This window comes from Arcobacter sp. YIC-80 (genome assembly GCF_044841725.1).
Taxonomy (GTDB): Bacteria; Campylobacterota; Campylobacteria; order Campylobacterales; family Arcobacteraceae; genus Arcobacter_B.
On the sequence record NZ_JBJBSI010000002.1, the window covers coordinates 1 to 15,415 of the forward strand.

Below are 15,415 nucleotides of genomic sequence, written 5' to 3' on the forward strand. Positions count from 1 at the left end.
ATTACTTCTTATTAACCTTCGTTTTTAAAGATCTTAATCTCTTTAGAACTTTTTGTCGTTCCTCTGAAATTGGACGGGAATTATAGACAAATTTCTCCCCTTTGTCAAGAAGTTTTCCTAAATATTAGCTTAAATTGCTCAATTTGTAATCTTTTTGTCTTTTTTTCTGCTTTTTACTATGCTTTTATTGGGTTTCTGTTTCTCTTATCTTTATATATGATGTCTTATTTTGTATTTCTATTTTTCTCTTATTCATATTTTGATCAATTAATACTAATGTGCAATTATCTATTAGTTTATTTTCTCTTTTATATAATAAGTAAACAATATTAATTTTATAGATTAAAGGAATTTCATTATATTTAATAAGATAGTATTTTCATTTATTAAATATAATATCAAGTTTTTATATTTATATGATTTCTATCTTAGTAACTATTTAGTTTTTTTAGGTCTTTTGATTTATATTAGTATTTAGTGGAGATAATTTTTTGGCAAAAAAAAAGCTTTTAGCTAGAAGAACTTAAGTTCTTTTAGATAAAAGCTTATTTTAAATGGTACCCCCTAGACGATTCGAACGTCTGACCTACGCCTTAGAAGGGCGTTGCTCTATCCAGCTGAGCTAAGGAGGCAATAATATAAAGATAAAAAGCCTTAAATAAAAAGTTAAAAAACAATTTATTTAAGGCTTTTATGGAGCGGGAGACGAGACTCGAACTCGCGACAATCTGCTTGGAAGGCAGAGGCTCTAGCCAACTGAGCTACTCCCGCAATAAAATAAAAAGTGGTGCGGATGAGAGGACTCGAACCTCCACACCGTGAGGCACCAGATCCTAAGTCTGGCGTGTCTACCAATTTCACCACATCCGCAATGTTTTTTCACAAAAAAACTAAAAATAGTTTACCTTTGTAAACTAGTGGTACCCCCTAGACGATTCGAACGTCTGACCTACGCCTTAGAAGGGCGTTGCTCTATCCAGCTGAGCTAAGGAGGCAATAATATAAAAATGGGGTAAGTAATGGGATTCGAACCCACGACCCTCTGAACCACAACCAGATGCTCTAACCAACTGAGCTATACCTACCACATGAATTTTAAAATGGTCGGGGCGAGAGGATTCGAACCTCCGGCCCCCTGGTCCCAAACCAGGTGCGCTAACCAGACTGCGCTACGCCCCGACACTTAACTCTTTTTAAGATGTTTCTCTCAAAAAGTGGACGGAATTATAATATATTTTTTTTACTTTGTCAAGTGTTTTTAGAAGAAAAATGAAAAATTTTCATTTTTTCTTCTTAAAAGCCCTAAAACTGGATTAATCCGTCTATTGGAGAACTTGCTGTTGCATAAGGTTTTTTAGGAATTCTTCCTGCTTTATAAGATAATCTACCTGCAATTGTAGCATATTTAAATGCTTCTGCCATTGCCATTGGGTTTTGTGCTTGAGCTATTGCTGTATTTGCTAAAATTCCATCTGCTCCTAATTCCATTGCATAAGAAGCATCACTTGCACAACCAAGTCCTGCATCTACTAATACTGGAACTTTTACTGCATCTTTAATAAATGCAATGTTGTATGGGTTTTGAATTCCTAGTCCTGAACCAATAGGTGCAGCTAATGGCATAATTGCATCAGCCCCTGCTGATTCTAATTGTTTTGCAACAATTGGATCATCAGAAGTATAAGCCATAATTGTAAAACCTTCTTTTTTCAATACTTCACAAGCTTTAATAGTTTCTATTACATCTGGATAAAGTGTTTTTGCTGCATCACCAATAACTTCTAATTTAATAATATCAATTCCTGTTGCTTCTCTCATTAATCTAAAAGTAGTGATTGCTTCTTCTGCTGTAAAACATCCAGCTGAGTTAGGAAGTAGTTTTACATTCGTGTCTTTAAAGTAATCTAATAAATTTTCTTCATTTGGATTTGTAATATTTACTCTTCTAATTGCAACTGTAATTAATTCACTTCCTGATGCTAATGTAGCATCTTTTGTTGTTTGAAAAGAATCATACTTACCTGAACCAACAATTAGTCTACTATTAAATTCATATTCACCAACTTTTAAAATATCATTGTTCATATAGTTTTCCTTTTATAATGCATTATATAGTGTGATTATTTAACAACAATCACTTATAAATTTTGTATATTTTTTGCTTGAATTCGTTATATCTATTTGGATAATTTCCGGGACATCATAGCTATGTAATTCTTTAATTTTGCTTTTAACTTTTTCAAAATTTTCTTTTCTTGTTTTTATATTAAGTATTGTTTCAAAATCACAACATAACTCATCTTCCCACGCATATACTGATTCTACTTCATGTAATTGTACACAAGCAGCAAGCTTTTCTTGAACTAGAACTTTTGCTAAATTTTTTGCTTCAACTTGTGAAGCACATGTTGTTTGAATAATTACTGCATTCATAATTTTTTTACCTCTTCAATTAAATCTGATGGGATTAAAGAGTAATCATTTTTTTTATAAGCTTTTGCTGCAAATGTATGTGCCAAACTTGCACTTATTGTAGATTCTATACTCTTATACCCTTGTGCTAATAGGGATGCTATTAATCCACTTAATACATCTCCACTGCCACCTTTACTCAAAACAGAACTTCCGTATGGATTAACAAAGATTTCTTTATTCTTTGAGATTAACACATTTGCACCTTTAAGTAATAAAGTAATATTTGGATACTTTTTGCTAAATAACTCTACATAAAAAAATCTATTCTCTTGTAATTCAATAATTGAAATATCAGCAATTTTACATAATTTTAATAATGCACAAAACTCTTTTGGATGAGGAGTTAATACTATATCTTTATCCAATATATCTAAAATAATTTCTTCATAGAATAAATCAGCATCGATTATCATAGGAAGGTCATTATTTAAAATTTCTTTAATTTCTTTTTTATCATACTTACCAAGTCCCATACCAATTGCTATTGCTGTACAGTTTTGACTTAGAAAGTGTGTTTGCATTATATGATAAGGTAAATCTAACTCTTCATGACATACAACACTTACTAATCCAGCACCAAAACCAAAAGCTGCTTTTGCTGCTATTACTCCTGCACCTTTTTTACAACCTGCAATTACATTTAAATGACCATAAGTACCTTTATGAGAATTTTGTTTTTTAGATCTTTTTGGAAGTATCATATCCTCTTTTTCTAAAAGATACTTATTGCTATTACCTTCATATACTTCTCTTTGTACTCCCAAATTAGCTACTTTAATATCACCTACAAACTCTTTTGCTGAATCTGTATATAAAGATGTTTTTAAAGCTCCCATTGTAATAGTAATGTCTGCTTCATAAGCAACATCTATTATTTGTCCTTTATTATTTATCCCACTAGGAATATCACAAGCAATTTTAAAAGCATTAATGTCATTTAATTTATTTATTAAACTTATTGCATCATTTTTTAAAGGTTTATTTAATCCACTACCAAAGATACAATCAACAATAATATCAGCTTCATATAAAGTTTCTATGATATTTATATTTAAAGCTTTTGCTCTTTGGAACTGAAGTTTTGCCATTGGAGATTTTAGGTCAGTATAAAAATATAAAGAAACTTCATAAGCTTTATATAGAAGTCTTGCTAAGGCCATTCCATCTGCACCATTGTTTCCTGAACCACAAACAATCAAAATAGATTTTTTATCTTTATGATTTTTTTGAATATATGAAGCCATTGAAGAAGCTGCATGCTCCATCAAGATATCTTCTGTTAATGCAAACTTTTCATAACATCTTTTATCTAAAGAGTTTACCTCATCAAATATTCTCTTCATAGTTATTCCTTATTTTTTAAACTTCCAATCATTTGCTTGTAATACTACTTTTACTTTCTCTTTTACATCACCTTGTAATTCTATCCATTCTTCTTTTATAGCTCCACCACAAGCAAGCTTTTTCTTTAAAAGTTTAAGAACTTCTTTTTTCTCTTTTTCATCTAAATAAAATCTTCCTACTAATGTTACAGGTTTACCTTTTCTTTTTTCATAAGTAAATACTAACTGATGTTGATTTTTTGGAATAATTTCATTATTTGATTTCTTTTTATTTTTCTTATCATTTTTAGAAGTATCAAAACTATCACCTTCTAATTTTGCACCCATTTCAAAAATCATTTTACATTCCTTTTAATCTAGTTTGCACATCTATTTTATTTACATCTGTGAAATCATTTTGTTTATATTGTTCAACAGCAACTCTTCCAATCATAGCTGCATTATCAGAACAGTATTTCAGTTCACTTAAATGTAAATTTGTTTTATGCTTTTTACATAGTTCTTCTATTTGAGTTCTTAAATGTATATTTGCACTAGCTCCACCTACTATTGAAAAATCTTTTGGAACTATTTTTTTAAATTGTTTCTTTAGTTTTTGCATTATATGAGCAACTGCTGTTTTTTGAAAAGAGGCACACACATCATATTTGTCTTGTTCAGTTATACCATCTTCTTGGTTTTCTAACTTTTCTATTTGCATTCTTACTGCATTTTTCAAACCACTATAACTAAACTGTATATTTGGACTTTGTCTTAATGGTACTGGAAAATCAAATCTATTTTCATCACCTTTTAGTCCATACTCTTGAACTATAGGTCCACCAGGATAGCCCAAGCCCATCATCTTTGCTACTTTATCAAAGCTCTCACCAAAACTATCATCAATTGTTGAAGCAATGATATTCATATCACTTAAAGATTTTGCTTCTATTATTTGAGTATGTCCTCCTGATACTAAAAGTATAGTCATAGGAAGAACTTCTTTTTTTTCTATAAATAGTGAATATATATGACCCTTTAGATGGTTTACTGCAATTAAAGGAAGATTTAAACTAATACTTAAAGCTTTGGCCATAGTAACTCCCTCCATAAGTGTTACAGATAAACCAGGAGCATTTGTAACTGCAATTGCTTTTAGTAAAGGAAAAAACTCTTTACACTCTTCTAATATTTTTGGTAGAGCTTCCACATGAAGTCTTGCTGCAAGTTCAGGAACTACTCCTCCATACATGCTATGTTGTAATTCTTGGGATATTTTTTTGTGATAAACTAATTCTAGGCTATTTATATCTGTAATGGCAATTGAGCTGTCATCACAACTTGATTCTATACTTAAGATTAACTCTTTTGACATTTACAAGTAACCCTTTTCATTTTTATCTTTTGTTAACCAATCAAGTGCAAAATCATGACTACCAAATCCCGATTCGGCATTTATATGTCCTGCATTTTGCATAATGTTAATTTCTACATTTAAATCTTCTTTTAAAAGCATTGCTTCTTCTTCTGTCATATAAGGATCATTTGTTGAGGCTAACATAATAACTTCTTTTGCTTTTAAATCTTTTGGCGGTGTATATGGATAAAATGTTTTTGCTGCTTCAACTACTCTTGTTCTTGAAACAGGCGCAACTAACATTAGTTTTTCTAAACTAATATCTAATTCATCACAAGTTTGAAACCATAATACATTTGCTAAAGAATGACATATAATAGTATCTGGTTTAAAATGTTCAATCTCTTTTTTTAAAAACTCTTTCCATTCTTTTAATTGAGGATTATCTCTTTTAGGAAAAGAAGGAAATGATACTGTGTAATTTTGTTTTATTAAATCTCCTGCTAATACAGCCTGCCAATGGGGATAATCACTACCTCCTAAACCATGTAATATTAAAATTTTCTGCATTCATTCTCCTATTTAAATACTTCTAACACATCTAACATATTTCTTTTTATGTCTACTGTCATAATATGGTGTACCACTTATAAAATGCATATAATCAGCATAAAACCATAAAGTTCGCCAATGAGCTTTAAAAGCCCAGTAACCATCTGGTACATTATATTTAAAAGCATAATTTATATAGTTTTTATGATTTTTTTTATTTACTATAGTTTTAAATTCATCTATAGTTGGAATTCGCCAGTTTGAATATCCTGCAAAAACTAATTTTTCACAATATTCAATTGCTTTTTCATGCTCTTTTTTTATTTTAAGAACATCAATAGTATCTATCCACATTAAATTGGTATTTGTATCAATTACCACCTTTAAACTATTTTTTCTGAAAGTTTGAGCTTGTAATAACGTACAAATTAAAACCATAAAAACTATGTATTTCATAACTTATCCTTTTAAGTTATCTATTTTAAACTTCCCTTTTTCAAGATTGTCTTTTACACTTTCATCAAGAAGCTCAATTTTTAGCTTATACCCTTGTTTATAAACTAAACCTGCTAAAAGTTTTGGTGATTCATTATTTGAATCTTTTTTTGTGTCTAAAGATGAGTTATTTTTCCATTCTTCAAACTTCTTCTCATATAATTGTACTATATCTTTTTCAAATTTACTTCTTGTGTAGATTAAATAAATAACTAAAACTAGTAAAATTGAAAAAGGAATTAACATATCAAGACCCATAATATGTTCTCACTTCCTTATCTATCTCAAATATATCTTCTATTGTTTGTGCTTTTACATTATTAAACTTATTTAATGCATTTAAACTAATTTTAGATACATCTAAAAAGCCTATTTCATTGTTTAAAAATTTAGATACTGCAACTTCATTTGCTGCATTTAAAACAACACCTAAATCAAGATTATTTAATATCTCATCTTTTATTTCCCAAATAGGATAACGTGACTTTTCTATTTTTCTAAACTCTAAAGAGGCTACTTCTAATAAATCTACAGGTTTTAATATTTCTTCATCGCATTTTCCTAAAATTGCATAAGCAATAGGAAGTTGCATAGAAGCATTTGCAATATGAGCTGTTGTACTTCCATCTTTAAAGTTTACTAAAGCATGAATAAGTGATTTTGGTTCAATTATTGCGTCTAATTTTCTAATATCAAATAACCAAGCAGCTTCCATTAATTCAAATATTTTATTTGTCATTGTTGCACTATCTATTGTAATTTTATTACCCATAGACCAGTTTGGATGATTTAAGGCTTCTTTTATTGATACATTTGCTAATGATTCTAAAGGATAATCTCTAAAAGACCCTCCACTTGCAGTAACTAACATAGAATCAATTTTTTTATCTTGAAGTAAATACCAAAGTCCAAAATGTTCACTATCTATTGGACTTAAAGCACTTTTATCTATAAATTTTCCAGCAACTACTAAAGACTCTTTATTTGCTAAGGCAACTTTTTTACCACATTGTATAGCTTTTAAAGTTGGTTTTAATCCAAGAAAGCCAACAAGAGCATTTACTACAATTTTAGAATTACTAGTTTCTATTGCTTCTAAAATTGCTTCTTCTCCAAAAGATACATTTTCATGGTTTACTTTGTGAAAATCCTCTTTTGAAGCTATAACTACTTTTTTAGGTTTAAACTCTTCTATTTGTTTATTTAATATTCCAATATTTTTACCTGCTACTAAAACTTCAATATCTAAGTGAAATTTTCTAGCAATATTTAAAGTATTTACACCAATAGAACCTGTACTTCCTAATACAATCACATTACAACCCTAAGAAGAACTAACATAACAATTGCACCAAAAAGATAGCCATCTGTTCTATCTAAAATACCTCCATGTCCAGGTAAAATATTTCCACTATCTTTTACTCCTGCTTCTCTTTTTAAATAAGATTCAAATAAATCTCCAAATACAGATGCAAAAGCTACTATGATAGATATTGTGATCGCCATTATTATACTTAAATTTTCATGAGCAAAAATTGTACCTAAAATCCCTGCTGTTATAACTCCACCTATTACACCTTCTAATGTTTTATTGGGACTAGTTTCACTAAATTTAGTTTTTCCAATACTTTTTCCTACAAAATAAGCACCTGTATCAGCACCTGCTACAACTACTAATAACCATAAAAGAGTCATAACTCCATACTCTGCATAAAGTGATAATAAAAATAAAAATGAAGCTGTTGGATAAAGTAATGGTAAAAACATTTTTTTATCAAGTGATTTTTTATATGCTAATTGAGAAGCATATCCAATTGCGACAATAAAAATTAAATCTTCTGGATTTGGATGAAAATAAGCAGCAAACCATAAAAGTGCAGTATATACATAAATACTATCACCTTTTAGTTGAAATAGTTTTTTTGACTCACTAATTGAAATCATAAGCATTGTACCAAATAGAAGCCACATTAAGAAAAATGAATCAATATATCCAATTATTACCATTGCAATAATTAGAACTAAACCTGTTTTAATTCTAGTAGAACTATCTTTTATAATATTAGCCATAAAGTAAACCTTGTGTTTGTTAAAATTAGAAGATTATACTAAAGTTTGGCTTTTGATTAAATTTTTAAAAAATTAAATGAAAAGGAAAAAAATTTCCTTTTCATAAATTATTTTGAAGAAATTAGTTCATTAAATCTAGGATGATTAATAATATCTTTTATTAATTTTTTAACAGATGGAGCGAATGAACTTCCCATATTATTACAAGCTGTATATGCTAGAAATGCTGAACCATATTCATTTTTACTTTCTATATCAAAACTTTTTCCATTTGAAGAAGAAACTTTTATATCAAAAGACCAATATGCATTACCAATCATAGAACTTGCATAAATTTTTTTAAGATGCCCACTTAATTTAATATCAGCATTTTTATCATAAATACCAGCTATTATTAACTCATCTCTTAAAGCATTTTCAATATATTTTTCAAATGCCTCATCATTAGGCGTTTCAATAGTTTCAGCAGCTCTACACAATACAGTACTTTCATTTTCTGTTTCTGCAGTAAATGACTTTATTCCTAATTTTATATTTTTATAACTTTTTAATGTTTGCACATTTTCTGCAGATACAGAATAGTCAGATGTTTTAATACCACAACCAGTAAATAATAATGCTGTAAAAGCAGCTATAGCTATTGAATTTTTAGCTTTCATTCTTTTCCTTTTAAATAAATAATTTTTCTAATCATAATATTTTGCTACTTAAAATAAAATATAATTTAATAAATTTATAATATTTTATTTAAAATTTTAAATTTTTATTACTATCGTTGTGTATGGGTTATATAAAACATTTGATCCTGATTGTATTTTTACATTTCTTCTTTGTGTATAATCTACTTCATAAGTACCTGAACTATCCATAGAAAATTTAGCACAAAGTGTTGCTGCTTGCTTTATTACAGAATCGGGAATTGTTTTCTTTGAATTTTGTACTATTACATGTGCTGATGTTCTATCTTTTAAATGAAACCAAAAATCACTTGCTTTTGAATTTTTAAGAAGATAGATATTCTCTCTTTCACTAGTTCCTAACATAATTTTATATCCTTCAAAAAAGAAGCTTTCATAAGGCTGTGCTTTTTTCACTTTTGCTTGATTTCTTTCTTTTTTAGGGTATAAGAACTCACACTCTTGCATTGATTTTGCATTTTGTATATTTTGTTTCATTCTATATAAAAAAGCTAATTTTTCATCTAAGTTATCTTTTTCAAGAGATATATTTTCTGCTTTTTGTTTAGCTCTTTTTGCTTTTTTGAATAAATCATTAGAATATTTAGAAGCAGAAGCATTTTCTTCTAAATCAATCTCAACTTCTTTCCCTTCATAATCGTAAGTTTTTAAGATTTTTTGATATGGCTTAATATTATGTATATTTCCTAAAATTAGATTAGCTTTTTCATATAAGTTAAGTGCTTGACTTTCTAACTCTTCTTTTTTGGGTAAGGCATTTATTGTTTTCTCTAATTTTTTTATTTTTTTATCAATTTGGCTTATTTTTTGTTTTTTTAAATTTTCTAAGTTTTTCTCTTCTTTTTTTAAAAAAACATCGTATAAATATTCTTCAATATTTTTTACCTTATCAATTTTCGGAATAAAATTTTGTTTAGGTATCTCATCTAATTTATGCCCAACCTTTACAATTCTACTAGAGGAAAACTCATCAATATGCCTTAATGCTTCTAAAACAACTCTATTTTCATCTAATAAAATTATATTTGTATGTTTACCTGTAAATTCAAGCTGTAAAATTGTTGTTAACTTTTTATAAGAAGAGGATGAATTTACTTTTATATTTATCACTTTGTCATTTTGATAAAGACAAATATCTTCAATTTTAGAGTTATTAAGTCTTTTTTGAAGAACAACATCAAAAGGAGCATTAAAATCTTTTTTAGATTTTAAAAGCTCTTTTGATTTAAAAACTATACTATTTCCTTTTGTCATATCAAAATATAATATATTTGTATTATTAAATTCTATTATAATAGTATTATTGTCTATTCTCTTACAAAGCCTTATTTTTTGGGAATTACTGGCTAAGTATTCAGTTATTTGTTTTAATAAAAAATGTTTCATATAGTATTCGCTTTTCTAATATTTCTAAGATAATATTTATCTGTATTTGCTATAATTGTACCCAAACAATTATTAGGAGTATAATATGAAGTTATTAAAGTTACTTTTAGCTGCTACTTTAGTATTAGGTGTATCTACTACAACATTAAGTGCAAGTTCTGTAAAAGGACAAAAACTATTTATCAAAAAATTTAAAAATTCTTGCGGAATGAATGGAGCAAAATTTGCTGCAAAACACTCACAAGATGAATGGCAAGAGATTATGGATAATGGAAATTTTAAAAAAGAGTTTGTGAAAATTTGTCCAAATGTAAAAGAATCAGATATTAAAGATAGCTGGGTTGAGCATATTTTTGAATTCTCTTATGAGTATGCAAATGATTCAGGAAATGTTCCTTCTTGTTAAGCTAAAAATACTTTTTAAAAGCTTGGGAAAAAAACCAAGCTTTTTTTATTTCAAATTTAATATAATTTAAACTAATAGTTTAACTATAAATTAAATTAATAAAACTTATAATACGGAAAATATAAATCAAGGATTTTAATATGAAAAAAGTATTATTAAGTTTTGCTACTATAACAGCACTTACAACTACTTCTTTTGCAAATGATATAAATAAAGAGATGTTTAAACAAATACAACTCTTAAAAGCTAAAATTGAAGCTTTAGAAAAACAAATGCAAAAACAGAATAAAGCTCCAAAATTAGATGAAAAAAGAATTGTTAAAATAGAAAAAAAATTAAAAAGCAATTCTAAAAAAATACAAAAAGTAAAAGCTCATGACGCTGGTGATAATATAAAATGGAATGTTGATTTTAGAACACAAGTTGATAATCTAAACTATAAACTAGCAAATGGGAAAAAACTTAAAAATGAAGCTGTTATGTCTAATAGATTAAATTTAGGTATGAAGTTTAAAGCAGATGAAAACTCACTATTTTATGGAATGCTTTCATACAATAAACTTTATGGTGATAATTCTTCAAATGTAAATAACAATGCAAATTTTGATTGGATTACAAATGAAAGTGCTACAAATGATAATGAACTAAAAGTAAAAGAAGCCTACTGGTTATACTCAAATGATTCATTTTTAGGAAATGAAGATATTTCATGGACAGCAAGTATTGGTAGACGTCCATCAACTGATGGTTTAGGAATAAACTATAGAGCGGATCAGAAAAGAAAATCAGCCTTAGCTCATACTGTAAATGTAGAGTTTGATGGAGCAAGTGCTAGATTTAATATAGATAAACTTACAGGAATGACAGGTTCTTGGGCTAAAGTTTGTATGGGTAGAGGTTTAACAAATGCAAGGCTAAGATTTTCAATGGATGGAAAACCAGCGTATACAAAAGATTCAAGTAGTGAAAATATTGATATGGCAGGATTAATTTATGTACCTTATGATGATGGTCAATACTCTATTCATACAAATTATGCAAGAGCTTGGAATTTAATAGGAATGAAAAATGGTGGTTCTACATTTGAAGATTTTGGAAAAATAGATTTAGCAACTATTATGTTAAAAACTGATGGAATTGGTAATGGAATCAACGATATCTTAGACTATACAACTGTTTTTGCTTCATTTGCTATGAGTAAAACTCATCCAAAAGAAGGTATGAGTATGTTAGGTTCAAATGACTCTAAAACAGGTCACTCTATTTGGTTAGGAGTTAATGCTCCATGTCCTTTAAGTCCAGATGATGCAAAAATAGGAGTTGAATGGAATAAAGGAAGTAAATACTGGAGATCTATGACTTATGGTGAGGATACAATGGCTGGTAGTAAAATAGCAGCAAGAGGTACTGCTTGGGAAGTATATAGACATCAAAAATTAACAAAAGCTTTAAGTTTAACTATGAGATATACAAATATTAAATATGATTATACAGGAAGTAATGGTTTCTTTGGAGAGTTAGGCGCACCTACTAAAGTTACAGGTGATAATGTAAAAGAAGCACAAAATGTTACAGCAAATATAAGATATAGATTTTAAGGAAGTTTCTCTTCCTTAAGTCTTTAAGATAGGGAAACTTTATCTAACTTATAAATAATTTTCTCTGCTAACTCTAACATCTCAATATTCAATTTTTTAAAATCATTATTTTTAATATTAACAATAAAATCATCATAAACATTTCCATAAGGATATAAAATAAAATAAATATACTCTTTTGATTTTGCTTCTTTATTTAATTCTTTAAACCAAAGTGCTAACATAGCAAAATAAAGCATAGAAGGATTAAATGACTGATTTTGCTTTAAAAGTTTTGAAAGTTCTTGGTTTATAAAGTTATAAGCATTTAGTATTGCTTTGATTCTATAATGCTTTGCATTTTTTAAATAATAACTTGAAGATAAAGTTACACTATTTATTTGTGTAAGCATATCATCACTAATTTTATTGAATTTTTCGACTACTTCTTTATCTAGTCCATAACTATTAGTATCTTCCTTATCTTTATAAGAAAGAATCAAGTCTTTACAAAATAATAATAGGCTTTCTGTTTTTATCTTTGATAGGTTTAAAATCATACTTAATTGTAACAAAACTTTGTTAAATTACGAAATATCTAATTAACTTTAAGAAGCTTTGCGATAAAATAAGCTAAATTTAATAAAAAAACATAATAAAAAGGAATTTATTGGAACCTATTGGTGTATTAAAAGATGGTCAAATATATGACCTTCAAACTGCTGAAGCTTTAAACATTCAGGGAGAGGATATTAAGGCTGATAACTCTAGTGAGTCTTTAGAGATTCTTAGACACTCATGTGCTCACATGATGGCACAAGCTATTAAAGAATTATATCCTGAAGCTAAGTTTTTCGTAGGGCCTGTTGTTAAAGAAGGTTTTTACTACGATTTTAAAGTTGAATCGAAAATTTCAGATGAAGATCTTCCAACTATTGAGAAGAAAATGAAAGAAATTGCAAATAGAAAATTACCTATTGAAAGATATGAAACTTCAAAAGAAGAAATTCTAACTAAGTTTGCAAACGATGAACTAAAACAAGCTGTATTAAAAAATATCACTGATGACACATTAACCCTATATAAACAAGGTGACTTTGAAGATTTATGTAGAGGGCCTCACGTACCTAATACTAGAATGATTAGAGCATTTAAACTAACAAGAGTTGCTGGTGCATACCTTGGTGGTGACGAAGAAAATGAAATGATTACTAGAATCTATGGTATTGCATTCTTTGATAAAAAAGAATTAAATGACTACGTTAGAATGCTTGAAGAAGCTAAAAAAAGAGACCATAGAAAACTTGGAACAGAATTAGAATTGTTTGCATTCAATGATGATGTAGGTGCTGGGCTACCTTTATGGTTACCAAATGGTGCAAGACTTAGATCTAAATTAGAACATATTTTATACACAGCTCATAGAGTAAGAGGATATGAACCTGTAAGAGGTCCTGAATTATTAAAATCTACTATGTGGGATATTTCAGGACATAATGCTAACTATGGTAAAAATATGTACTATACTACTATTGATGAACAAAAATATGGAATGAAACCAATGAACTGTGTTGGTCATATTCAAATTTTTAAAAATAAATTAGTTTCATACAAAGATTTACCAATGAAACTATTTGAATATGGTGTTGTTCATAGACATGAAATGAGTGGTGCAATGCATGGATTATTTAGAGTAAGAGAGTTTGCTCAAGATGATGCACATATTTTTTGTACACAAGCACAAATAAAAGATGTAATATTTGAAGTTTTAGAATTTGTAGATACTTTACTTAAACTATTTGACTTTAAATATGAAATAGAAGTTTCAACTAAACCAAAAAAAGCAATTGGTGATGACATCTTTTGGGAAACTACAACTAAAGGTATTATGGATGCCTTAGATGAAAATAATATACCTTATGGAATTGATGAAGGTGGAGGAGCATTCTATGGTCCAAAAATCGATATTAAAATTCTTGATGCAATTGGAAGAAAATGGCAATGTGGTACAGTACAAGTTGATATGAACTTACCGTCAAGATTTAATGCTGAATTTATTAATGCAGAAGGTGAAAAAGAGCAACCTGTTATGATACATAGAGCAATTCTAGGTTCATTTGAGAGATTTATTGGTATTTTAACTGAACACTGTGCTGGTGAATTCCCATTTGCTATTGCTCCTACTCAGGTAATTTTTGTACCAATTGCAGATACTCATGTAGAGTATGCGAAAGAGTTAGAAAAAGAGCTTTTAAGAGATGGAATGGATTCAAAAATATTTGATATGAATGAATCTTTAAATAAAAGAATCAGAATGGCAGAAAAACAAAGAGTACCAATGATTGTTGTTATTGGAGATGAAGAAGTTGAAAATAAAACTGTGGCATTAAGAGATAGAAGAAAAAGAGAGCAGTCAAATATGACTAAAGATGAATTTATCTTAATGTTAAATGAAATAAAAAAAGGGAGTAGAATTTGAGTAGTATGAGAAAAGGTAAAAAAAATGAAGCAATAATGAATGAGGACATTACTGCTAAAGAAGTAAGATGTATGGGAGATGATGGTACAAACTATGGTATCATCCCTACAAGAGATGCACAATCAACAGCAGATGATTTAGGACTAGATTTAGTTCTTATTTCAGCAGATGCAAAACCACCTGTTGCGAAGATTATGGATTATGGTAAATTTAAATACCAACAAGAAAAAAAGAAAAAAGAAGCTAAGAAAAAACAAAAAGTTATCGTAGTAAAAGAAGTAAAATTTTCTGTAAAAATTGCAGAAAATGATATCAATTATAAAGTTAAGCACGCTATTGAATTCTTAGAAAAAGGATACCATGTAAAATGTAGAGTATTCTTAAAAGGTAGAGAAATGGCACATCCAGAAGCTGGAGCTGATGTACTTGAAAGAGTATGGCCAATGCTTGAAGAATATGGTGTAAGAGATGGTAAGCCTAAACAAGAGGGAAGATTTGTTAATATGATGGTTCTTCCTAAAAAAGAAGATAAACACTAATATAAAAAAAGAAGAGACTCTACTCTCTTCTGCTCTCAAAAATCCTTCTTTAAACATTT

General features: G+C 28.5%; 17 protein-coding genes and 6 tRNA genes. 4 read left to right on the plus strand and 19 right to left on the minus strand.

The window, feature by feature from the left end; all coding sequences use genetic code 11:
* Nucleotides 1–555: 555 nt before the first annotated feature.
* The 18 genes from ACH5BK_RS03960 to ACH5BK_RS04045 form a co-directional block, all read right to left on the minus strand.
* Nucleotides 556–632: transfer RNA gene (locus tag ACH5BK_RS03960), tRNA-Arg, on the minus strand.
* Nucleotides 633–694: 62 nt separating this feature from the next.
* Nucleotides 695–771 (minus strand) — tRNA-Gly (locus ACH5BK_RS03965).
* 14 nt (nucleotides 772–785) lie between these two features.
* Nucleotides 786–870, minus strand: a tRNA-Leu gene (locus tag ACH5BK_RS03970).
* 48 nt (nucleotides 871–918) lie between these two features.
* Nucleotides 919–995, minus strand: a tRNA-Arg gene (locus tag ACH5BK_RS03975).
* A gap of 13 nt (nucleotides 996–1,008) precedes the next feature.
* Nucleotides 1,009–1,085 (minus strand) — tRNA-His (locus ACH5BK_RS03980).
* A 16-nt stretch (nucleotides 1,086–1,101) separates the two neighbouring features.
* A tRNA-Pro gene (locus ACH5BK_RS03985) sits at nucleotides 1,102–1,179 on the minus strand.
* 123 nt (nucleotides 1,180–1,302) lie between these two features.
* Nucleotides 1,303–2,085, minus strand: a complete 783-nt coding sequence (locus tag ACH5BK_RS03990) for a thiazole synthase (RefSeq protein WP_404304673.1) — start codon at nucleotides 2,083–2,085, stop codon at nucleotides 1,303–1,305.
* 39 nt (nucleotides 2,086–2,124) lie between these two features.
* Nucleotides 2,125–2,433, minus strand: a complete 309-nt coding sequence (cutA, locus tag ACH5BK_RS03995) for a divalent-cation tolerance protein CutA (RefSeq protein ID WP_404304675.1) — start codon at nucleotides 2,431–2,433, stop codon at nucleotides 2,125–2,127.
* Nucleotides 2,430–3,818 carry an NAD(P)H-hydrate dehydratase gene (locus ACH5BK_RS04000; RefSeq protein WP_404304677.1) on the minus strand — a complete coding sequence of 463 codons (1,389 nt, stop codon included), beginning with the start codon at nucleotides 3,816–3,818 and terminating at the stop codon, nucleotides 2,430–2,432. The genes cutA and ACH5BK_RS04000 overlap by 4 nt, the downstream gene beginning before the upstream one ends.
* A 9-nt stretch (nucleotides 3,819–3,827) precedes the next feature.
* The gene (locus ACH5BK_RS04005) at nucleotides 3,828–4,157 is read right to left on the minus strand and encodes a translation initiation factor SUI1 (RefSeq protein ID WP_404304679.1); all 330 of its coding nucleotides are present in this window, start codon (nucleotides 4,155–4,157) and stop codon (nucleotides 3,828–3,830) included.
* A 1-nt stretch (nucleotide 4,158) separates the two neighbouring features.
* Entirely contained in the window at nucleotides 4,159–5,172 is a 1,014-nt protein-coding gene (gene tsaD / locus ACH5BK_RS04010; protein ID WP_404304681.1) for a tRNA (adenosine(37)-N6)-threonylcarbamoyltransferase complex transferase subunit TsaD, read from the minus strand.
* Nucleotides 5,173–5,724: an RBBP9/YdeN family alpha/beta hydrolase gene (locus tag ACH5BK_RS04015; RefSeq protein ID WP_404304683.1), complete on the minus strand. Its 552-nt coding sequence runs from the start codon at nucleotides 5,722–5,724 to the stop codon at nucleotides 5,173–5,175.
* A gap of 12 nt (nucleotides 5,725–5,736) precedes the next feature.
* Nucleotides 5,737–6,162 (minus strand): DUF1566 domain-containing protein, encoded by a 426-nt coding sequence (locus ACH5BK_RS04020; RefSeq protein WP_404304684.1) that lies wholly within the window; start codon nucleotides 6,160–6,162, stop codon nucleotides 5,737–5,739.
* A gap of 3 nt (nucleotides 6,163–6,165) precedes the next feature.
* On the minus strand, nucleotides 6,166–6,459 hold the full coding sequence (locus ACH5BK_RS04025) for a hypothetical protein (RefSeq protein ID WP_404304686.1): 294 nt from the start codon (nucleotides 6,457–6,459) through the stop codon (nucleotides 6,166–6,168).
* A complete protein-coding gene (gene dxr / locus ACH5BK_RS04030) occupies nucleotides 6,449–7,516 on the minus strand; it encodes a 1-deoxy-D-xylulose-5-phosphate reductoisomerase (protein WP_404304688.1) in 1,068 nt (355 codons plus the stop codon). The genes ACH5BK_RS04025 and dxr overlap by 11 nt, the downstream gene beginning before the upstream one ends.
* Entirely contained in the window at nucleotides 7,513–8,271 is a 759-nt protein-coding gene (locus tag ACH5BK_RS04035; RefSeq protein ID WP_404304690.1) for a phosphatidate cytidylyltransferase, read from the minus strand. Before ACH5BK_RS04035 ends, dxr begins: the two co-directional genes overlap by 4 nt.
* 107 nt (nucleotides 8,272–8,378) lie before the next feature.
* Nucleotides 8,379–8,930, minus strand: coding sequence for a hypothetical protein (locus ACH5BK_RS04040; RefSeq protein ID WP_404304692.1), 552 nt, complete (start codon nucleotides 8,928–8,930; stop codon nucleotides 8,379–8,381).
* A gap of 96 nt (nucleotides 8,931–9,026) precedes the next feature.
* Nucleotides 9,027–10,355 carry an NFACT RNA binding domain-containing protein gene (locus ACH5BK_RS04045; RefSeq protein ID WP_404304694.1) on the minus strand — a complete coding sequence of 443 codons (1,329 nt, stop codon included), beginning with the start codon at nucleotides 10,353–10,355 and terminating at the stop codon, nucleotides 9,027–9,029.
* An 85-nt stretch (nucleotides 10,356–10,440) separates the two neighbouring features.
* Here ACH5BK_RS04045 and ACH5BK_RS04050 point away from each other — a divergent pair, with 85 nt between their 5' ends.
* Both ACH5BK_RS04050 and ACH5BK_RS04055 read left to right on the plus strand, forming a co-directional pair.
* Nucleotides 10,441–10,761 (plus strand): cytochrome C, encoded by a 321-nt coding sequence (locus tag ACH5BK_RS04050; RefSeq protein ID WP_404304695.1) that lies wholly within the window; start codon nucleotides 10,441–10,443, stop codon nucleotides 10,759–10,761.
* Between the two features lie 140 nt (nucleotides 10,762–10,901).
* Nucleotides 10,902–12,359 (plus strand): DUF3373 family protein, encoded by a 1,458-nt coding sequence (locus tag ACH5BK_RS04055; protein WP_404304697.1) that lies wholly within the window; start codon nucleotides 10,902–10,904, stop codon nucleotides 12,357–12,359.
* A 23-nt stretch (nucleotides 12,360–12,382) separates the two neighbouring features.
* On the opposite strand, the gene ACH5BK_RS04060 is transcribed toward ACH5BK_RS04055, so the two are convergent.
* Nucleotides 12,383–12,913, minus strand: coding sequence for a hypothetical protein (locus tag ACH5BK_RS04060; RefSeq protein ID WP_404304699.1), 531 nt, complete (start codon nucleotides 12,911–12,913; stop codon nucleotides 12,383–12,385).
* Nucleotides 12,914–13,008: 95 nt separating this feature from the next.
* Between ACH5BK_RS04060 and thrS the strand changes: the two genes are divergently transcribed.
* Entirely contained in the window at nucleotides 13,009–14,817 is a 1,809-nt protein-coding gene (gene thrS / locus ACH5BK_RS04065; RefSeq protein ID WP_404304701.1) for a threonine--tRNA ligase, read from the plus strand.
* A gap of 5 nt (nucleotides 14,818–14,822) precedes the next feature.
* Nucleotides 14,823–15,356, plus strand: coding sequence for a translation initiation factor IF-3 (infC, locus tag ACH5BK_RS04070; RefSeq protein WP_404305270.1), 534 nt, complete (start codon nucleotides 14,823–14,825; stop codon nucleotides 15,354–15,356).
* Nucleotides 15,357–15,415 lie beyond the last annotated feature (59 nt).

Excerpts from the sequence above, each read along its gene's own strand:
- ACH5BK_RS04035 (WP_404304690.1), bottom strand. The coding sequence starts at position 8,271 with ATGGCTAATATTATAAAAGATAGTTCTACTAGAATTAAAACAGGTTTA.
- ACH5BK_RS04020 (WP_404304684.1), bottom strand. The coding sequence starts at position 6,162 with ATGAAATACATAGTTTTTATGGTTTTAATTTGTACGTTATTACAAGCT.
- ACH5BK_RS04055 (WP_404304697.1), top strand. The coding sequence starts at position 10,902 with ATGAAAAAAGTATTATTAAGTTTTGCTACTATAACAGCACTTACAACT.
- ACH5BK_RS04000 (WP_404304677.1), bottom strand. The coding sequence starts at position 3,818 with ATGAAGAGAATATTTGATGAGGTAAACTCTTTAGATAAAAGATGTTAT.
- ACH5BK_RS04005 (WP_404304679.1), bottom strand. The coding sequence starts at position 4,157 with ATGATTTTTGAAATGGGTGCAAAATTAGAAGGTGATAGTTTTGATACT.
- ACH5BK_RS03990 (WP_404304673.1), bottom strand. The coding sequence starts at position 2,085 with ATGAACAATGATATTTTAAAAGTTGGTGAATATGAATTTAATAGTAGA.
- infC (WP_404305270.1), top strand. The coding sequence starts at position 14,823 with ATGAGAAAAGGTAAAAAAAATGAAGCAATAATGAATGAGGACATTACT.
- ACH5BK_RS04015 (WP_404304683.1), bottom strand. The coding sequence starts at position 5,724 with ATGCAGAAAATTTTAATATTACATGGTTTAGGAGGTAGTGATTATCCC.
- ACH5BK_RS04045 (WP_404304694.1), bottom strand. The coding sequence starts at position 10,355 with ATGAAACATTTTTTATTAAAACAAATAACTGAATACTTAGCCAGTAAT.
- tsaD (WP_404304681.1), bottom strand. The coding sequence starts at position 5,172 with ATGTCAAAAGAGTTAATCTTAAGTATAGAATCAAGTTGTGATGACAGC.
- ACH5BK_RS04025 (WP_404304686.1), bottom strand. The coding sequence starts at position 6,459 with ATGGGTCTTGATATGTTAATTCCTTTTTCAATTTTACTAGTTTTAGTT.
- ACH5BK_RS04040 (WP_404304692.1), bottom strand. The coding sequence starts at position 8,930 with ATGAAAGCTAAAAATTCAATAGCTATAGCTGCTTTTACAGCATTATTA.
- ACH5BK_RS04050 (WP_404304695.1), top strand. The coding sequence starts at position 10,441 with ATGAAGTTATTAAAGTTACTTTTAGCTGCTACTTTAGTATTAGGTGTA.
- cutA (WP_404304675.1), bottom strand. The coding sequence starts at position 2,433 with ATGAATGCAGTAATTATTCAAACAACATGTGCTTCACAAGTTGAAGCA.